At 76.3% G+C, this 17,040-nt stretch carries 14 protein-coding genes; 3 read left to right on the forward strand and 11 right to left on the reverse strand.

Going from position 1 to position 17,040, the window contains the following annotated elements; all coding sequences use genetic code 11:
- Nucleotides 1–91 precede the first annotated feature (91 nt).
- Both O4U47_RS09375 and O4U47_RS09380 read right to left on the reverse strand, forming a co-directional pair.
- Nucleotides 92–1,057: an ABC transporter substrate-binding protein gene (locus O4U47_RS09375; protein WP_270677290.1), complete on the reverse strand. Its 966-nt coding sequence runs from the start codon at nucleotides 1,055–1,057 to the stop codon at nucleotides 92–94.
- A gap of 179 nt (nucleotides 1,058–1,236) precedes the next feature.
- On the reverse strand, nucleotides 1,237–2,178 hold the full coding sequence (locus O4U47_RS09380; protein ID WP_270677291.1) for a siderophore-interacting protein: 942 nt from the start codon (nucleotides 2,176–2,178) through the stop codon (nucleotides 1,237–1,239).
- Nucleotides 2,179–2,550: 372 nt separating this feature from the next.
- On the opposite strand from O4U47_RS09380, the gene O4U47_RS09385 reads away from it, so the two are divergent.
- Entirely contained in the window at nucleotides 2,551–3,054 is a 504-nt protein-coding gene (locus O4U47_RS09385) for an SRPBCC family protein (RefSeq protein ID WP_270677292.1), read from the forward strand.
- 383 nt (nucleotides 3,055–3,437) lie between these two features.
- On the opposite strand, the gene O4U47_RS09390 is transcribed toward O4U47_RS09385, so the two are convergent.
- Both O4U47_RS09390 and O4U47_RS09395 read right to left on the reverse strand, forming a co-directional pair.
- Nucleotides 3,438–5,885 carry an ABC transporter permease gene (locus O4U47_RS09390; protein WP_270677293.1) on the reverse strand — a complete coding sequence of 816 codons (2,448 nt, stop codon included), beginning with the start codon at nucleotides 5,883–5,885 and terminating at the stop codon, nucleotides 3,438–3,440.
- Nucleotides 5,882–6,643 (reverse strand): ABC transporter ATP-binding protein, encoded by a 762-nt coding sequence (locus O4U47_RS09395; RefSeq protein WP_270677294.1) that lies wholly within the window; start codon nucleotides 6,641–6,643, stop codon nucleotides 5,882–5,884. The genes O4U47_RS09390 and O4U47_RS09395 overlap by 4 nt, the downstream gene beginning before the upstream one ends.
- Nucleotides 6,644–6,753: 110 nt before the next feature.
- Here O4U47_RS09395 and O4U47_RS09400 point away from each other — a divergent pair, with 110 nt between their 5' ends.
- Together O4U47_RS09400 and O4U47_RS09405 are read left to right on the forward strand one after the other, a co-directional pair.
- The gene (locus tag O4U47_RS09400; protein WP_270677295.1) at nucleotides 6,754–7,992 is read left to right on the forward strand and encodes a sensor histidine kinase; all 1,239 of its coding nucleotides are present in this window, start codon (nucleotides 6,754–6,756) and stop codon (nucleotides 7,990–7,992) included.
- Nucleotides 7,989–8,681 carry a response regulator transcription factor gene (locus tag O4U47_RS09405; RefSeq protein ID WP_270677296.1) on the forward strand — a complete coding sequence of 231 codons (693 nt, stop codon included), beginning with the start codon at nucleotides 7,989–7,991 and terminating at the stop codon, nucleotides 8,679–8,681. Before O4U47_RS09400 ends, O4U47_RS09405 begins: the two co-directional genes overlap by 4 nt.
- 28 nt (nucleotides 8,682–8,709) lie before the next feature.
- Here the strand turns inward: O4U47_RS09405 and O4U47_RS09410 are convergent, their stop codons facing one another.
- The 7 genes from O4U47_RS09410 to O4U47_RS09440 all read right to left on the reverse strand — a co-directional run bounded on the left by O4U47_RS09410 (nucleotide 8,710) and on the right by O4U47_RS09440 (nucleotide 17,004).
- Nucleotides 8,710–10,140 (reverse strand): MFS transporter, encoded by a 1,431-nt coding sequence (locus O4U47_RS09410; protein ID WP_270677297.1) that lies wholly within the window; start codon nucleotides 10,138–10,140, stop codon nucleotides 8,710–8,712.
- Complete coding sequence (locus O4U47_RS09415; protein ID WP_270677298.1) at nucleotides 10,137–11,240, reverse strand: GNAT family N-acetyltransferase; 1,104 nt, start codon at nucleotides 11,238–11,240, stop codon at nucleotides 10,137–10,139. Before O4U47_RS09415 ends, O4U47_RS09410 begins: the two co-directional genes overlap by 4 nt.
- A complete protein-coding gene (locus O4U47_RS09420) occupies nucleotides 11,233–12,348 on the reverse strand; it encodes a pyridoxal phosphate-dependent aminotransferase (protein WP_270677299.1) in 1,116 nt (371 codons plus the stop codon). Before O4U47_RS09420 ends, O4U47_RS09415 begins: the two co-directional genes overlap by 8 nt.
- A 373-nt stretch (nucleotides 12,349–12,721) precedes the next feature.
- Nucleotides 12,722–13,765, reverse strand: a complete 1,044-nt coding sequence (locus O4U47_RS09425) for a C-terminal binding protein (protein ID WP_270677300.1) — start codon at nucleotides 13,763–13,765, stop codon at nucleotides 12,722–12,724.
- On the reverse strand, nucleotides 13,758–14,972 hold the full coding sequence (locus O4U47_RS09430) for an iron-containing alcohol dehydrogenase (RefSeq protein ID WP_270677301.1): 1,215 nt from the start codon (nucleotides 14,970–14,972) through the stop codon (nucleotides 13,758–13,760). Before O4U47_RS09430 ends, O4U47_RS09425 begins: the two co-directional genes overlap by 8 nt.
- Nucleotides 14,969–16,135: a thiamine pyrophosphate-dependent enzyme gene (locus O4U47_RS09435; protein WP_270677302.1), complete on the reverse strand. Its 1,167-nt coding sequence runs from the start codon at nucleotides 16,133–16,135 to the stop codon at nucleotides 14,969–14,971. Before O4U47_RS09435 ends, O4U47_RS09430 begins: the two co-directional genes overlap by 4 nt.
- A complete protein-coding gene (locus O4U47_RS09440; RefSeq protein ID WP_270677303.1) occupies nucleotides 16,132–17,004 on the reverse strand; it encodes an isocitrate lyase/phosphoenolpyruvate mutase family protein in 873 nt (290 codons plus the stop codon). The genes O4U47_RS09435 and O4U47_RS09440 overlap by 4 nt, the downstream gene beginning before the upstream one ends.
- Nucleotides 17,005–17,040: the final 36 nt, after the last annotated feature.

Below are 17,040 nucleotides of genomic sequence, written 5' to 3' on the forward strand. Positions count from 1 at the left end.
CTCCCCCGCGACCGCTCGTCCTGCCACCCGCGCCCCCGTTCCGATCCGGTCCCGCCGCGGCGCGCCGGGGGTCCGGCGCGCCGCGTGGAGCCTACTCCGAAGCCTCGAAGGCGTCGGACTCGTCGAGGATGCGGTCGAGGTCGTCGAGGACCGTCATGCCGCCCTTGGGGCCGACACCGGCGATCCAGAACGAGTTCTCCACCGTGTACAGCTCGGGGAACTCGTCCTCGTTGTCGCTGATCGACGGCGGCACGGCCCCGTCGGCGTCCGGGTCGTCGGCGGTGACCAGGACCAGGTCGGCCTTGGCGTCGAGGACCTTCTCGGGGGAGATGTCCAGGGAGATGTCCTCCCAGTCGTGCTCGGGGGTGGTGAACCCGGCGCACTCCAGGGTGCTCCCGGCGAAGGACGTGGGCCCATAGAGCGAGAGGACGTCGTCGCGGGGGCGGATGACCTGGGCGGTCGAGCCCTCGGTGCCGTACTTCTCGGCGATCTCGTCGCAGCGCGCCTCGTAGTCGCCGAGCAGCTCCTCGGCCTCGTCCTCCTTGCCGAGGGCGCTGGCGACCAGGTCGACGTTGTCCTGCCACGGGTCGGCCTGGGACTCCATGAAGACCGTGGGCGCGACATCGGACAGCTTGTCGTAGAGGGCGGAGTGGCGCGACTCGGTCCCGATGACGAGGTCGGGCTCCAGGGCGGCGATCTCCTCGATGTCGGGCTCGGGCACGGTGCCCACGCCCTGCACGTCGGCGGCCTCCTCGCCGAGGTACTCGGGGACCCCGGCGGCCTCGTCGAAGAGCGCGGCGCCGACCGGGACCGTGCCCAGGGCGACCGAGGTGTCGAGCTGGACGGGTTCGAGGACGACGACCTTCTGCGGGTCGGCGGGGACCTCGGTGGTGCCGCGGGCGTGCTCGACGGTGCGGGTCTCGCCGGAGGCGTCCCCGGATCCGCCGGAGCCGCCGGTGTCGGCGCCGCCTCCGCACGCGGACACGGCGAGCACGGCGGCGGCCGGGAGGGCGAAGGGGAGCAGGCGCGCGGTGCGGCCTCGGGTGGTCTGGGGCATGGGGGATCCAATCCGCCGGTACGGGGGTGGCCGAGTCCGGCCAATTTAGCGGACCCTAACTTAGCAAAGGCTCACCTCAACCTGTCCAGCCCCCTGCCTGGTCGGATGCGGTGACGATCGGAACACGCCCCGGAGCCGCGCCTCCGGGGCGCCGCCCGCTCCGGCCCTCCGGGCGGCGTCTAGGCCCCCGATCCGGAGCCGACTGGTCTAGGCGCCCCCGAATCGACGGCGTCCGGTCCGGCGGACGCGGAGGCCGCGCGCCGCTCACCGGTGCGGCCCCTGGAATTCCAGTAGCCCTGGGCGTGCACGCGGTCGGGGGCGATGCCCGCACCGCGCAGCAGGTCCCGCATCCGTGCGACGCGGGTGCTCTCGGCGGCCGTCCAGGCGTAGAAGCCGGGGCCGAGGGCCGCCGCGCCGGGGGCGTGCTCGCGGGCCCAGTCGGCGACCGCGTCGACGAGCGGGCCGCCGTGGCCGGAATCCGGGGCGCGGAGCACGGCGGTCGGCCGGTGCCGCTCCTCCTTCGCCCCGGCCACCACGACATCCGCGGGGTCGGCCGCCTCGACGAGGACGTCGGCGCGGACGGACGGGTCGAGGTCGGCGAGGATGTTGCGGATCGCGGGGAACGCGGCCTCGTCACCGGCGATGAGCACGCGCCGCGCGGGACCGGGGTTCCACTGGATGCCGTGGGCGGGGCGCCCCCGGCGGACGTCCGGTCCGGAGAGCAGCACCCGCTCCCCGCCGAGCGCGGCGGCCGCGAGGGCGCTGGCCGGTCCGGGACTGGAGTGGAGGTAGAAGTCGATGTCCACTTCGCGCTTCTCCGGGCGGACACCGGCGACGGTGTAGCTGCGCAGGAGGGGCCGATCCCCGGCGGGGAGCGAACGCCAGCGCGCCCGCCACTCGGCCTCGCCGAGCAGGCCGTCGTCTCCGGCCCCCGCACCGAACACGTCCGGCACCGCCCCGTCGGGCACGAGGATCTTGATCCGCTGGTCGAGCCCGTAGGGCCCGAAGCGCCCGAGATGCGGCCCGGTGACCGTGAGCCGCACGAACCCGGGCGAGAGCCGCCGGACGGCGCACACCCGCGTGTCGAAGAGGACATTGGGCGAGGCGGTGAACGACGGCATCGGTGGGCGGCTCCAAACCCGTCGGGGCGACAAGGACGACCGCTCAATGATGCACGAGGGGCGGATGCGGCTCAGCGCGACCACGGCCATCGCGGCCAGGCGCCGTACGGCCCCTCCGGGCGCGGCCGCGGCTCCTCCTCCCACCAGCGATGGTCGTCTTCGTTGAAGCGTGCGGCCCACCGCTCGGCGATCCCCCGTGTCCACGCGGAGCCAACGGGTCTCTCGGGACGCTCCAGGTGCCGACGGGGGCGACGTCGGAGAGGTCGGCGAAAGCTCCGTGGGTAGGTACGGGGGCGGGCGCGACGGCACGACGCCCGCGCCGCCGCCCCGCCCCACGAGGGCGGGGACCTGGGGAATCACGGAGGGGGACCCATGGACGGGGACGCGTTCGAGTACACGGCCTTCATCGCCACCGATCCGGAACGGCTCTGGCGGGCCCTGACGGATCCGGAGCTCACCCGGCGCTACTGGGGCGCCGAGCTGCGGACGGACTGGCACCCCGGATCGACGATCACCTGGGTGGAGCACGGGGCCGAGGTCGACCACCCCGAGCAGGTCGTCCTGGCGGCCGATCCGCACCGGAGGCTGTCCTACACCTGGCACACCTTCACCCCGGAGTGGGCCGCGGCCGTCGGTGTCGCCGAGGACCTGCGGTCCGTGCTGGCCGCCGAGTCCCGGTCGAAGGCGACGTTCACCATCGACGACCTCGGACCGACGGTCCGGCTGAAGCTGGTGCACGACGGGTTCGACCCCGGCAGCACGGTCCTGGACATGCTGCGCGAGGGCTGGCCCGCGGTGATCTCCAGCCTCAAGACCCTCCTGGAGACGGGAAAGCCGCTCCCCGAGCCGCTGGGAGAGGGCTTGGACGGCGCCTGATCCCGGAGGGAGGCGGGGACGGGAGGGCCCGGTCCGCCGTACCGGGCCGCTCCCGCCTGTTCCGCCCCGGCCCCGTCGGCCGGCGCGGGCGGAGACGGGTCGGAGGGGGCCGGAGGGCTCCACGGGTCAGGGGCGGACCGGCCCCTCTCCCACGCCGGCGGCCGAGACGGCGATGGCCGCATCGTCCGGGTCGGTCCCGGCGGGCCCGGGCCTGAGCCGGGGCCGGGCCGGGGCCGGGCCGGGTGTGCCGACGTATCCTCGAATCCCCCTGTCCTTGAAGCGGCTAGTCCACATGTCGACTTATCGTCCGTCCGAAACCACGGGACGGACGCAGGCCGTCCCGCCGTCCCCAGCCTGTGGACGGCCGCCCCGCGGAGCCGCTCTCACCCCCGTTCGGCGACCACGGACGACGGCGTGCGGCGCAGCGCCCGGGACGCGGACACCAGCGCCGCGAGGAGGCCGACCGCCAGGCAGGCGGCGGCCACCGCGCCGAACTCCGCCCAGGGCAGGTGCACCGACACCTCCACCGGCCCCTTCCGGGGGTCGAACTCGTCGCGCAGCCCGATGCCGAGCGCGAACAGGCCGGGCAGGGACAGCAGCGCCCCCACGGACAGCCCCACCGCGGACGCCAGGCCGGACTCCGCCGTCAGCAGCGCCGCCGCCTGCCACCGGTGCGCCCCGGCCACCCGCAGCAGGGCGAGGTCGCGGCGGCGCGCCGAAGCCGCCAGCGACAGCGTGTTGCCCAGGGAGACCGCCGCGTACCCCAGCGACAGGGCCAGGATGACCCAGGTGAACAGGCGCATGAGGCGGAGCTCTCCCGCGATCCCGTCGTCGATCACCCGGGCGGTGTCCTGCACGTACGCCCCCTGACCGGCCAGCGCGCCCGAGAGCGTGCCGGGGAGCCCGTCGGGCTCCGCGGGGTCGAGGCTCGCGGCGGCCGTAAAGGCGCCCGGATCGTGCTCGCGCGCCAAGTCGTAGGGGAGGGCCAGCTCCGCCCACAGCTCCAGCGCCGGCGGGAACGGCGCGACGGTGACCGGGACCGTGCCCTCGGTCCCGTCCGCCCACGTCAGCTCCACGGTGTCGCCGTCCCGCCAGCCGAACCGCTCCGCGGTCTCGGGCGAGGCCTGCACCGTCCCCTCCTCGGGGGCGTACCGGTGCAGCCCGACGGACTCCACCCAGCGGCCGCCCGCGTAGACCCCGGTGGACAGCTGGCTGAACACCTCCCCCTCGGCGTGTTCCCCGGCCAGGTCCAGGGCGCGGTCGGTCAGGCCCTCCTCGTCCCCGCTCATGACCATGGCCGCGCCCGGGATCTCGCCCCGGGAGTGCTCGTCGATGGCCGCCCCGACCGTTCCGGTCAGGCCGAGCACCGTGACGGCCAGGGCGGATATCAACAGGCTCGGCATCATGACCGCGCCCAGTCGGCGCGCGCCCGCCCGCGCCTCCGCCCGCAGCAGCTCGGCCATGGGGGACCGGCCCGGCAGCAGGCCGAGGATCCGCGGCAGATGGACGGGCGCGGCGACGGCCGCCGCCACCAGCAGCGCCAGGCTCGCCCCTAAGGCGAGGCCCATCGCGTCCTCCGCGTCCGCCCGCGCGGTCGCGGCCGCCGTCGCGGCGCCCGTCGCGGCGGCCGTCGCGGCGGCCGCGGCGGCGGCCCACAGGCGCCACCGCGGCAGCGGCTCCGAGCGCGTCTCCCCCGGCCGCAGCGCCTCCAGCGGGGCGACCCCCGCCGCGCGGCGCGATGCGCCCAGGACCCCGGCGAGCGCCGTGGCCATCCCGGTGAGGACCGCGGCCGCGACGGGGACGGCGACCGACCGCACCTCCCAGGTGCCGGACAACAGCTCCCGCCCCACCATCCAGTCGCCCAGCAGGAACGCCCCCGCCACGCCGAGCACCGACCCGGCCGCGGACGCCGCGGCGCCCACCAGCGCCGCCTCGCCCAGCAGCATCCGGCGCACCTGCCCCGGGGTCGCGCCGACCGCCCGCAGGAGCGCGATCTCCCGCCGCCGCACCGCCACCTGGAAGGTGAAGGTGGTGCCGACCACGAACACCGACACGAACACCGCCAGGGCGCCGACCAGGACCAGGAGCTGCTGGCCCACCCAGTCGTCGGTCGCGTCGAACTCCGCGGCCATCGCCGCCTGGTCGGCCGCGGTGAACACCTCCGCCCCGGGGTCCAGGACGTCCCGCACGCGCCCGCCGACGGCGGCGGCGTCGGCGCCCGGCTCCGCGACCGCGCCGATGAGGGAGACGCCCGTGGCGGATTCGGCGGCGAGGGCGTCGGCGACGAGGACGTCCTCGCCGTCGGTGACGCCGGAGACGGTCATCGGCCACGCGGCCCCGGCCGTCAGCACGGTCACCCGGTCGCCGACCGACCGCCCGTAGGACGCGGGGAGGACCACCTGGTCGCGCTCCGACGGCGCCCCGCCGTCGAGCATCCGTGCCGCCCCCAGCGGGAAGGAGGACCAGCCGGCCGCGACCGGGGCGCCGTCGGCGGGGCCGCCGACGATGCGCTCCCCGTCCATGACCCTGGCGTCGAAGCGCCGCTCGGCCACCGCCGCCTCGACACCGTCGGCGGCTGCGATCTCCCCGGCCAGGGCGTCGGCCTCCGCCCCGCTCCAGACCGCGCGCGCGACGGTGGCGCCGTCGGACCGGGTCCCGGCGGCCTCCGGGACCGCCATGACGTCGGCGCCCCCATAGCGCTGGGGCACCGCCGGCAGGGAGGAGGCGATGACGACCGCGGAGGCCGCGAGGAGGGCGACCCCCAGGGTCAGCGCGATGAAGCCGCCCACGACCGCGCGCAGGCGGTGGCGGACCATGGCGAACGCGATCACACCGCCTCCAGCCCGGCCATGCGCACCGCGACGGCCTCCGCCGCGGGGGCGGCGCCGTCCGCGCCGAGCTCGTCGACGATCCGGCCGTCGGCCATGAACACGACCCGGTCGGCGCGCGCGGCCACGGCGGGGTCGTGGGTGACCATCAGGACGGTCCCGCCGTGCACGTCCACCACCGCGCGCAGCCGGTCCAGCACCTGGCGCCCCCGGGCGAGGTCGAGGGCGCCGGTGGGCTCGTCCGCGCAGAGGACGGCGGGCCGGGACAGCACCGCCCGGGCGATCGCCACCCGCTGCTGCTCGCCTCCGGAGAGCTGGTGGGGGCGGTGGTCGGCGCGGTCGCGCAGCCCCACCTCCTCCAGCGCCGCCAGGGCGTGGCGCCGTCCCGCCCGCGCCCCCGCCAGGCGGGCGGGCAGCAGTGTGTTCTGGGCGGCGGTGAGCGCGTCGACGAGGTTGTAGTCCTGGAAGACGAACCCGATCCGCCTGCGCCGGAACTCGGTGAGCCCCCGTTCGCCCAGGGACCCGAGGTCGACCCCGTCCACGGTGACGGTCCCGGCGTCGGGCCGGTCCAGGCCCGCCGCGCAGTGCAGCAGGGTCGACTTCCCCGACCCGGAGGGGCCCATGACGGCGGTCAGGGTGCCCGCCCGCACGGTCAGCGACGCCCCGTCCAGGGCGGCGACGCGGTGCTCGCCTGCGGTGTGGTGCTTGGCCACGGCGGCGACGCGGACCGCGTCGCGGGTGGCGTGGGGTATGGCGTTCATATCCCCAGCACATCGGCCCGGACCGGCTCCGCGCGGGTGCCCTCGGTGGACTCTTGAAGGTAGACCCCGGTCTACCGCGCCGCCGCCCCGCGGCCGTCTATCGTCGTCCCGTGCCCATCCGAACCCTGCGCGCGGCGATCACGCACGCGCCCCACCGTTTCCTGCTGTCCGCGTGGCCGTGGCGCGCCCTGGCCTACCTGCTGGCGGGGACGGTGGCGGGGACGCTCCTGTTCGGGACCGCGCACGCGATGGCGCTGAACTGGCCCGACTCGGGTCGGCACTGGCGGGTCGTGGGCCCGCTCATGGGGATGCTCTTCCTGGCGACGGTCTTCGGGAGCACCCCGCTGGTCGTCCGGTGGGGGCGGTGGTGCGAGGGGCTGGTGGGGGCGCGCCCGGAGCCGCCCCGCGGGGAGGCCGCAAGCGCGGCCCGCCCCTGGGGCCGGCCGCTCTCCCCGAGGCTGTGGCGCGACGTCGGCTATACCGTGCTCAGCTTCAGCGCCTTCTACGTGCTGGACGTGGTCGTGCTCCTCCTGGCGCTCGGCGCCCCGCTGGCGGGGGTGCTCACCTACTGGAACGCCGAGCAGCTGCGGGTCTTCGAGTGGGTGCCCACGGTGCTGGCCTGGGGGTCCCTGTGGCTGGTCGGGCTCTACCTGGTGGCGGCGTGGGCGGCGGCGCGCTCGGAGATCGCCCGCGCGGTGCTCTCGCCGCGGGAGGACCGCCTGGCGGCGGAGCTGAGCGCCGTCACGGCCTCGCGGGCGGCGCTGGCGGAGGCCTTCGACGACGAGCGCCGCCGCATCGAGCGCGACCTGCACGACGGCGCCCAGCAGCGCCTGGTCGCCGCGAAGGCCGCACTCGGGCTGGCCCGGCTCGACCTGCCGCCCGGCTCCCCGGCGGCCGACGCCGTCCGGCAGGCCCAGGACCACGTGACGGCCTCCCTCAGCGAGCTGCGCGACCTGGTGCGCGGCGTCCACCCCCAGGTGCTCACCGAACGCGGGCTGCGGGCCGCCTTGCGGGACGCGGCCGCCCGCACGGATGCGCCCGTGGACATCGGCATCGATCTGCCCGGACGGCTGCCCGCGGCGGTGGAGTCCACCGCCTACTTCGTGGTGTGCGAGGCGCTGGCGAACGCCGCCAAGCACGCCCCCGGCGCCTCGGTGCGCGTGCGGGGCGGAGTGCGGGAGGGGGTGCTGCGGGTGGCCGTCACGGACGATGGGCCCGGGGGCGCGAAGCCGGACGGCGGCGGGCTGGACGGCCTGCGCCACCGCTTGGCGGTGCTGGGCGGGGAACTGGCCGTGGACAGCCCGGAAGGCGGGCCGACCACCGTGCGATTGGAGATCCCGCAGGTATGACGGCGACGGGTGCGAAGACGGGGTCCGGGGCGGGACCGCAGGAGGCGTTGACCGTCGTCGTCGCGGACGATTCGGTCCTGCTCCGCGAAGGCGTGTCGGGCGTCCTGGAGCGGTTCGGGCACCGCGTCGTCGCGGCGGTCGGGGACGCCGACGCCCTGGAGGAGGCGGTCCGCGGCCACGACCCGGACCTCGTCGTCACGGACGTGCGCATGCCGCCGGGGTACGCGGACGAGGGGCTGCTCGCGGCGGTCCGGATCCGGCGCGAGCGCCCCGCCGTGGGCATCATCGTGCTCAGCCAGTACGTGCAGCCGGCCTACGCCGCGGAGCTGCTGGCGATCGACGCCCCGGGAGGCGCGGGCTACCTGCTCAAGGAGCGCATCGGGGACGTGGAGGAGTTCGCCGGGGCGGTGGCGAAGGCGGCGGCGGGCGGAACGGTCCTGGACCGCGAGGTGGTCCAGGTGATGATGGCGGCGCGGTCGAGCCCGCTCGACCGGCTGGCACCGAGGGAGCGCGAGGTCCTGGGGCTGATGGCCCGAGGCGAGTCCAACGCGGCCATCGCACGCCTGCTGGTGGTGTCCGACGCGGCGGTGCGCAAACACGTGGGGTCGATCTTCACCAAACTCGACCTGGACCCCCGGATGGACGGCCACCGGAGGGTGCTGGCGGTGCTGGCCTACCTCGACCGCTGACACGGCCGGGGACCGGCGTGCGGCCGGGCTACCCCGTGGCCTCCTCCGACGCGGAGGACGGGGACGCGCCCCCCTCCTGGCCGCTCTCCTCGCCGCCTCCGCTCCCGTCGTCCATGCGCAGGGCCCGGATGCTCGGCAGCAGCGCCGCCGCCGCGCACATCACCGCCACCGCCCCGCCGCTGGCCATGAGCACGGCGAGCGGCCCGAAGGCGTCCACCGCGGGCCCCATCACCAGCGTCCCCAGCGGCATCAGGCCGTTGAACGCCAGGAAGACGATGCTTCCCACCCGGCTCATCAGGTGCTCGGGCACCTTCGCCTGGAGCAGCGACGGGAACAGCGAGTTGAAGAAGTGCAGCCCGACGCCGTACACGACGGCCATCGCGAACGCCCCGGGGTGGTCCCCGAACACCCCCACCATCAGCAGTGACGCCGCCATCATGGCCAGCATCGCGAACATCCCGGTGCCGACCCGCACCACCGTCAGCCGCACCAGGATCAGCGCGCCCAGCAGCGCCCCCGCCCCCTCCAGCGCGTAGAACCCGCCGAGGTCGGCGGCCTCCTCGACGCCGCCGGGGGAGAGCACGAAGGGCACCGTGACGTCCAGGCTCCCGGTGAACACCGCGTTGGCCAGCATGCCCACCGCGAACGCGACCACCAGCCACCGGTGGCCCAGCACGTAGCCGAAGCCGCCGGCGATGTCGGCGAGCACCTTGCGCGGGCCACCGTCGCCGTCGCCACCCGCGTCGCCGGTCGCATCGCCGGTGGCGGACTCGGCGGTGGACTCGGCGGTGTCCGCGCCGGAGGCACCCGCGTCGGCGGGGACGGCCGGGCCCGCCCCCTGGGCCCGCCTGCTCCGCGCACTCCGGATCGCCAGAATGCACACCGCCGACGCCAGGAAGGTCAGCGCGTTGAACCCGAACGCGGCCGCCGCGCCCAGCGCGCCGATGAGCAGCCCGCCCAGCATCGGCCCGGTGATCAGCGCGATCTGCTGCCCCACCGAGTTCGCCGAGTTCGCCGCCACCAGCCGGTCCTTGCGCACGATCTCGGTGAGCAGGGCGAACGAGGCGGGCATGAAGAAGCCCTCGCCCACCCCCAGCAGCAGGGCCAGCACGACCACCACCGCCGGGTGGGCGGACAGCAGCACGGCGACGGTGATCGCCCCCGCCGCGGCGAACCGGCCCACGTCGGCGGCGGCCATGATCCGCCTGCGGGAGTCGGCCGTGTCCCCCACCGCCCCGCCGTACAGGTAGAAGACCAGCGACGGCAGGGTCAGCACCGCGCCCGCGACCGCCAGGCTCCACGGGCTCCCGGTCTCGGTGATCAGGTAGGTGATCAGGGCGATCCGGAACGCGTAGTCGCCCAGCAGGGAGAGCACCCGACCGGTCCACAGCATCCCGAAGTCGCGCTCGGCGACGATGCCCAGGCGCGACCGGAGCGCCGCCACCCCTCCTCCGCTCATCCCGCGGCCTCCTTCCACACGTCGGCGGCCCGTGCCGCGACCCGCTCGGCCCCGGGGGCCAGACCGAGCAGCGACCCGCGCACCGGGACCGCCGAACAGCCGCGCAGCCGCTTGGCCTCCTCCGCGCCGAGGCCGTAGGAGATGCGCCGGATGCCGACCTCGCGGGCGTGCTCGACGGGGGTGTAGTAGGTGCTCTCGAAGTAGGCGCCGACCGCCCGGGGGTCGTCCTCGTCGGCGCCGGTGTACAGCCCGTGCCAGACGTCGCCGTCCCGCACGAACAGGGTGAAGCCGAGCGGCGGCCCGCCGTCCCCGGGGTCGAGCACGACCAGGTCGGTCCTGCCCTCCAGCGCACCGGCCACGGCCTCCAGCCGCAGGAGCTCCGCACCGTGGTCGGCGGGCAGCCCGTACTTGCGGCGGTTGGCGGTCCGCAGCCCGGCCATCCGGTCGAGCAGGGCCCCGTCCGGCCGCTCGGTGACCCGCGCCCGCACCCCGTGCCCGCGCAGGGCCCGGCGTTCGGCCCGCACCGCCGTGCGCCGCTTGGACGGCAGCGCGGCCAGGTACCCGGCGAACCCGTCCTCGGGAACGTCCAGGTAGGCGTCGCCGCCCAGGTCGAACCCGTGCGCCCCCAGGGCGCGTGCGGCCCGGTCGAGCGGGGAGTCCGCCTCGGCGTAGGGCAGGGCGACCGCCGCCAGGCCGCTCTCCCGCGCCCACGCCACGACGGCGGCCAGGCCCTCGCCCGCGTCGCCGGGGCCGAGGGGGAACGTGGCGTAGCCGGGGTAGGTCAGCAGCAGGTGCGGGTAGAGGGCGGCCGTGTCCAGGCCGGTGAGCCCCTCTCGGGCTGTGTCGGGGGCGAACGGCGACCCGGGGTCGGCGAAGAGCGCGCCCGCGTTGCCCAGGGGGTAGGCGCCGGGGTCGGAGACCACGAACCCGCCGATGCCGAAGGCGGGGCCGCCGCCGGGCGCCTCTCCCCGGCTGAACCAGACCTGCTCGCCTTCGATCCGCCCGGCCATGGCCGTGCTCCACTCCTCGGCGGCCAGCAGCGGCGGACCGGCCGCCCGCCAGGAGGCGGGGTAGGCCGTGTCCACGGCGAGGTCACCCATGGCCGCCGCCTTCCAGCGCCGCGCGCAGTCGGCCCAGGCCCGTGTCGAGGCGGTCGGCGGGCAGGGCGAAGGAGAGCCGCACGTGGCCGGGGGCGCCGAAGGCCGCCCCGTCGACGACGGCCACGCCGTGCTCCCCGCGCAGCCACCCGACGGGGTCGTGCCGCGCCGCCTCTGGGGCCCGCTCCCGGAGCCACCGCGACAGGTCGGGGAAGAGGAAGATCCCGCCGCCGGGCTCCGGGCAGTCCACGCCGGGGAGCGCGTCCAGGGTCTTGGCGGCCCGGCGCATGTTCTCGGTCAGCGGCCCGCCGACCCGCTCGGGCAGGCCGCGGTCGCGGACCGCCTCGGCGGCGGTGGCCTGCACGGCCGCCGACACCCCGCCGACCAGGTGGGAGGCCAGGCCCTGCGCCCGCTTGAGCAGGCCGCCGGAGGCCAGCGCCCACCCGATCCGCAGTCCGGCCAGCGCGTGGCTCTTGCTCAGCCCGTCGAGCACGGCGCAGTGGTCGGGGAGCGTGCCGAACAGGTCGAGGGCCGACGGGGCGCGCCCGCCGCGCAGCGGCACCCCCCGGTACACCTCGTCGAAGAGGACCGTGACGCCGTTGCGTCCGGCCCAATCGGCGATGGCGGCCAGGTCCTCGGCCGGGGTGAGGGCGCCGTCGGGGTTGCGCGGGGAGTTCACCACGACCGCGCGGGTGGCGGGGGTGCGCGCCGCCTCCAGGTCGGCCGCCCGCACCCCGGTGCCGACGTCGCCGGGCACGGGGACGGCCGTCGCACCGGCCGCACCGATCACGGCGGGGTAGCTCGCCCAGTAGGGCGCGGGGAGCAGCACGTCGCCGCCTTCGGCGGCGGCGCGCAGCACCACCAGTGCGGCGACCCGGGCGCCGGGGGCGATGAGGACCGCGTCGGCGGGCACCTCTGCGGCGCTCCGGGAGGCCTGCTCGGCGACCAGGGAGCGAAGTTCGGCGTCCCCTGCGGGCGGCGGGTAGGGCTGGTCGCCCCGGCGGGGCGCCGCCGCCCCGCGCTCGGGGTGGACGGGAACGCGGACGTCCCCGGTGGTGAGGGCGATGACGCCGTCCCCATGCGAGACGGCCGCAGTGGGAGAGAGGCTCATTCCGCCGTCCCTTCATGGTCGTATTCCGGCCCATGTCCACGAGACGGGCAGGTGCACCGAGGGGCACGCCGGGAGCGGACGGTGTCCCGGTCCGCGAGCACGTCGCGGGGCCCCTGCACGAGTCGCCCCACGATCTTCCGGTCGGCCGGAACCGCTTCACGACGGTTGCGGACACCACCGTGCCGGTCCGGGCCCTCGCAGGAGGCGGCCCCGCCCCGATGGCGTCCGCGGAGTTCGCCCGCGATGTGCCCCGGAGTCACGGGGCGATCATCGCCTCGGTCTGAAGACGCTGCCGCGTGCCCGGTGCGGTCCTGTGCGGCCGCAGGCCCTACGGGCCGCTGCTCGCGCGGCGTCCCGTGGTGGGAGTGCGGCATCAGGCCGCCCCCTCCGGGTCCGGGAGGACGCGGCCGACGCGGACCGGGCGGCCTGCGAGGGCTTGTGCCACCGCTTCCGCCACCCGGCGGCGGCTGCTGTCCTCGGCCTCCTCCGACAGGAAGGCGCGGTGGCTGGTCACCACCGTGCGCGGGTGGGCCAGGACCGGCGCCCACCTCGGGTCGTCGTGCGGGTTCTCGGGGAAGAACACGTCCAGACCGGCCCCGGCGATCCGGCCCTCCTCCAGTGCCTTGCCCAGCCCCTCGGGGTCGACGAGCGCCCCGCGCGCCGCGTTCACCAGGTAGGCGTCCGGCCGCATGCGGGACAGCGCCGCCGCGTCGAACATGCCCCGCGTCTCATCGTTCAGCGGGCAGTGCAGGGTCACCATGTGCGCCTGCCCGAGCAGCTCGTCCAGGTCGTCCACGGCCTGCGCCCCGTACCCCTCGGGCAGGTCGCGCCCGATGTAGGGGTCGTACACCAGCACCCGCCCGTAGAACGCCCCGAGCCGCGCGGCCACCGCCCGCCCGATCCTGCCGAAGCCGACCACGCCAAGCGTGCGCCGGTTGGTGCGCCTGGGCACCCCGCCCGCGTAGATGTCGAAGGCTCCGCCGGTGAGGCCCTGGTGCTGGGGGACCACGGCCCGCTCCAGGGACAGCGCCAGCGCGCTGGTGTGCGCGCTGACCTCGTCCACGCAGTAGTCGGGGACGTTGTAGCCGGGCAGGCCGCGCTCTGCCAGGAGCGGCGCGTTGAGGTTGTCCACGCCGACGCCTTGGCGCACCACGGCCCGCAGTCCGGGCCCCGCCGCGTCCAAAAGCTCCGGGGTCACCTTGCAGCGGTACACCACCAGCACTCGGGCGCCCCGGGCCCGCTCGGCCAGGTCCGGCCCGTCGAGCAGGTAGCGGCCCCCTTCGCGGCGGCCGAAGGCCAGCTCGACACCGGGCCCAAGGACCTCGGTCTCGACCGTGGCCAGTGCCGGGTCGGCGCCGTCGCCGGACGCCAGCCACGGCGGGTCGGTGTACAGCACGCGGGGTCGGCCATCAGCCATGGGTCTGCATCCTCTCCGTGTTCTCCGTCATCGCGCGGAGCACGTCGCGCTCGGTCACCGCGCGCGGGTTGTTGTCGGCGCGCCGGGAGGCCAGCGCGTCCGCCCACCCGCCGTGCCCGGGTACGGACTCCGGCATCCCGCCGAAGGCGAGCACCCGGTCCACCAGGTGCTCCACACCGTCGGCACCGGCGTGGCGGCACGCGCCCCGGACCCGCTCCACCAGGTCGCGGAGCGCTTGGGGGCCGTCCGGGTGCCGGTTGTCCTCCCGGGTCACCGCCGCGTTGTGGCCGACCAGCCAGCGCAGGTGCAGGCCGACCGCGTACCCGTGCGGCACCCCGTGCCCGGCGGTGAGCCCGTAGGACAGGGCGTGCGCCGCCGTGGTGCGGGTGCGGTCGATGGCCGCTCCGGCCATGAGCGCCCCTCGGGCCAGCTCCTCGCGCAGGCCGGGGTCGGCGAACCCGGCGCCGTCCGTACCGCCCTCACCGCGCGTGCCCCTCGTTCCGCCCACCGCGCGGAGCAGCGGCGGCGCGACGGTCTCGACCGCGCCGAGCGCCAGTTCCCGCGACGCGTCGGTCCCGGCCACCGACCAGTGGGACTCCACGCCCTGGCAGAGGGCGTCCAGCGCGCTCGCGGCGGCCGTGTGCGGCGGCACCGACGCCGTGAGGTCGGGGTCGACCAGGGCGGTGTCGGCCGCGGCCTCCGGGTGGTCAAGGGAGAGCTTGCGCCCGCCCTCGTAGACGGTGGCGAACCGGGTGAGCTCGCTGCCGGACCCGGAGACGGTGGGCACCAGCACCAGCGTGCGCACCCGCGGCCACCGCACCAGCTCGGGGCGGCGCAGGTGGGCGGCCACGTTGGCGCCGCCCGCGCCCGGGGCGGCCAGCACGGCGACCGCCTTGGCGGCGTCCATCGCGCTGCCGCCGCCGATGCCCACCACCGCGTCCGGGGTGAACCGGCGCGCCGCCGCCACCGCCTCGGCGACCTGGTCGGCCCCGGGGTTGGGGCGGATGCCGCCGAAGAACCGGACGTCGGGCGCGGCCCGTGCCACCCGCTCGGCCCGCGTCCCGGACCGGAACGAGGACCGCCCGTGAACCACCAGCACCCGGCGCGCCCCGCGCTCCTCCAGCACGTCGCCGAGGGCGTCCAGGGCGCCGCGCCCGAAGCGAACCTCGGTGCGCTCGGACAGGCCCTCCAGCGCGCGCCCGGTCACGCGGTCCCCTCCGCCAGGCGGGCGGAGAACCGGGCACCGATCTCCTCGACCGTGATCGTGCCCGACGCGCGCTCACCCGCCGAGCCGCCCTGCACCCCGCGCACCACCAGCGCGACGGGGCCGGGGGTGCGCATCGCCCTGCGCACGGCCGACGTCAGCGCCTCGGGCCCGACGGCGTCCGCACCCCCTGCGCCGCGCGCGCTTCCCGCTCCGCCGGTCCCGTCGACGGTCAGCGCCTCGCGGTAGCCGCAGGCGCGGGCCACCGCCGCCAGGTCGGTGCGCGAGGCCGCGACCGCCTGCCCGCCGGTCGACTCGTAGCCGCCGTTGTCGAAGACGACGTGCACCAGGTTCTCGGGCGCGAAGTGGCCCACCGTGGCGAGCGCCCCCATGTGCATGAGCACCGACCCGTCGCCGTCGAGGACGGCGAACCGCTGCTCGGGCCGGGCGAGGGCGGCGCCCAGCGCCAGGCTCGCGATGTGCCCCATCGACCCCTGCATGTAGAAGTCCCCGTCCCGCCCGCCGAGGTTGAACAGGGTGCGGGAGAGGTAGCCCGTGGTGGCCATCAGCCGCGCCTCCCCCGCCTCCGCGAGCACGGCGCGCACCGCGTCCTCGCGGGTGAGGGCGCCCGCCCGGGGCGCATCCGGCCCCGCCGCGGCCGGCGCCCCCTCGACCGCCCCCTTGGCGACCAGGATGAACGCCGGGCATCCCGAGTCCAGCACGGGCTGGGCCTCCTTCAGCAGGGCCGGCAGCTCGGGCCCGCCGGGCCGCAGCGTCCAGTGCGGGACCTCCAGGGAGTCCAGCCAGCGCGGCACCACCTGCCCCATCCACCGGTGCTGCGGCTCGCCCGGCCCCGCCTCGGGCCACCCGCGCATGCTCACCAGCGCCAGCACCCCGATCCGGTACGGCAGCACCAGCGAGGTCAGGGGGTTGACCAGGTTGCCGAAGCCGGAGTTCTGGGCGATCACCCCGGCCCGGACCCCCGACAGGGCGGCCCCGGCGGCCGTCGCCAGCGCCGTGCCCTCGTTGGCGGCGGGCACGTAGCCGATGCCCCCGTAGGACTCCAGCTCCCGGATCGGCGCGCCGAAGTAGGAGCAGGGCACGCCCGAGAGCAGCCCCACCCCGCGTTCGGCGAGCGCGTCCAGGAACGCCCGGCCGCCGATCACGGGGCCGCCTTGAAGTCCGCGGGCATGCGCTGCAGGTCGAACAGCTCGGGCATGGTGGCGATGCCGTCCTCGACGTCCCGCGCGCGCCCCGACGCCGCCAGCGCGTCGAGGGTGGAGGTGACGCCGCTGACCGCCGCGCGGAGCCCGTGGTTGGCGTAGATGACGATGCGGTACCCCGCGTCGAACAGCTCCCGCTCGTGCATCTGCCCGTAGGTGGTGGGGACCGCCACCAGCGGGACGCCGCCGTCCCAGCGGGCGCCGAACTCCAGGATGTCGTCGGGGCGGGTGCTCTTGCTGTGCACCAGCACCGCGTCGGCCCCGGCGGCGGCGTAGGCGCGGGCCCGCTCCAGCGCCTCGGGCACGCCCTGTCCGGCGATCAGCGCCTCGGTGCGGGCGATGAGCAGGAAGTCGGGGTCGCTGCGGGCCTGCAGCCCCGACTTGAGCTTCAGCGCGAACTCCTCGGTGGGGACCAGGTCGTGCGCGGTCCGCGCGAAGCTGTTCATCTTCGGGAAGACCTTGTCCTCGATGCAGATCGCCGCGACGCCGCGGCGCTCGAAGCGGCGCAGGGCGTGCGCCACGTTCAGCGGGCCGCCGAATCCGGTGTCGCAGTCGGCGATGACCGGCAGGTCCACCGCGGCGTCCATGGCCTCGGCGGCGTCGACGAACTCGGCCAGACCGAGCAGGCTGGCGTCGGGCAGGCCCTGGCTGGCGGACAGCTCGAAGCTGGAGGACCACACCGCCTCGAAGCCCGCGCGTTCGGCGAGCCGGGCGGTGAGGCCGTTGTGCGCCCCGACGGCGCGCACGGGGTCCGCGCCTCGCAGGAGCCGTCGGAGCCGTTCCGGTTTGGGTGTGCGGGGTCGTTCAGGCAACGGTCGCTTCCTTTCACGCTCGGGCGCCCGCGGGCG

The sequence above is a fragment of the Nocardiopsis suaedae genome (assembly GCF_027706745.1).
Classification (GTDB): domain Bacteria; phylum Actinomycetota; class Actinomycetes; order Streptosporangiales; family Streptosporangiaceae; genus Nocardiopsis_A; species Nocardiopsis_A suaedae.

Excerpts from the sequence above, each read along its gene's own strand:
- O4U47_RS09410 (WP_270677297.1), bottom strand. The coding sequence starts at position 10,140 with ATGAGCGGAGGAGGGGTGGCGGCGCTCCGGTCGCGCCTGGGCATCGTC.
- O4U47_RS09425 (WP_270677300.1), bottom strand. The coding sequence starts at position 13,765 with ATGGCTGATGGCCGACCCCGCGTGCTGTACACCGACCCGCCGTGGCTG.
- O4U47_RS09395 (WP_270677294.1), bottom strand. The coding sequence starts at position 6,643 with ATGAACGCCATACCCCACGCCACCCGCGACGCGGTCCGCGTCGCCGCC.
- O4U47_RS09375 (WP_270677290.1), bottom strand. The coding sequence starts at position 1,057 with ATGCCCCAGACCACCCGAGGCCGCACCGCGCGCCTGCTCCCCTTCGCC.
- O4U47_RS09380 (WP_270677291.1), bottom strand. The coding sequence starts at position 2,178 with ATGCCGTCGTTCACCGCCTCGCCCAATGTCCTCTTCGACACGCGGGTG.
- O4U47_RS09420 (WP_270677299.1), bottom strand. The coding sequence starts at position 12,348 with ATGAGCCTCTCTCCCACTGCGGCCGTCTCGCATGGGGACGGCGTCATC.
- O4U47_RS09385 (WP_270677292.1), top strand. The coding sequence starts at position 2,551 with ATGGACGGGGACGCGTTCGAGTACACGGCCTTCATCGCCACCGATCCG.
- O4U47_RS09405 (WP_270677296.1), top strand. The coding sequence starts at position 7,989 with ATGACGGCGACGGGTGCGAAGACGGGGTCCGGGGCGGGACCGCAGGAG.
- O4U47_RS09415 (WP_270677298.1), bottom strand. The coding sequence starts at position 11,240 with ATGGGTGACCTCGCCGTGGACACGGCCTACCCCGCCTCCTGGCGGGCG.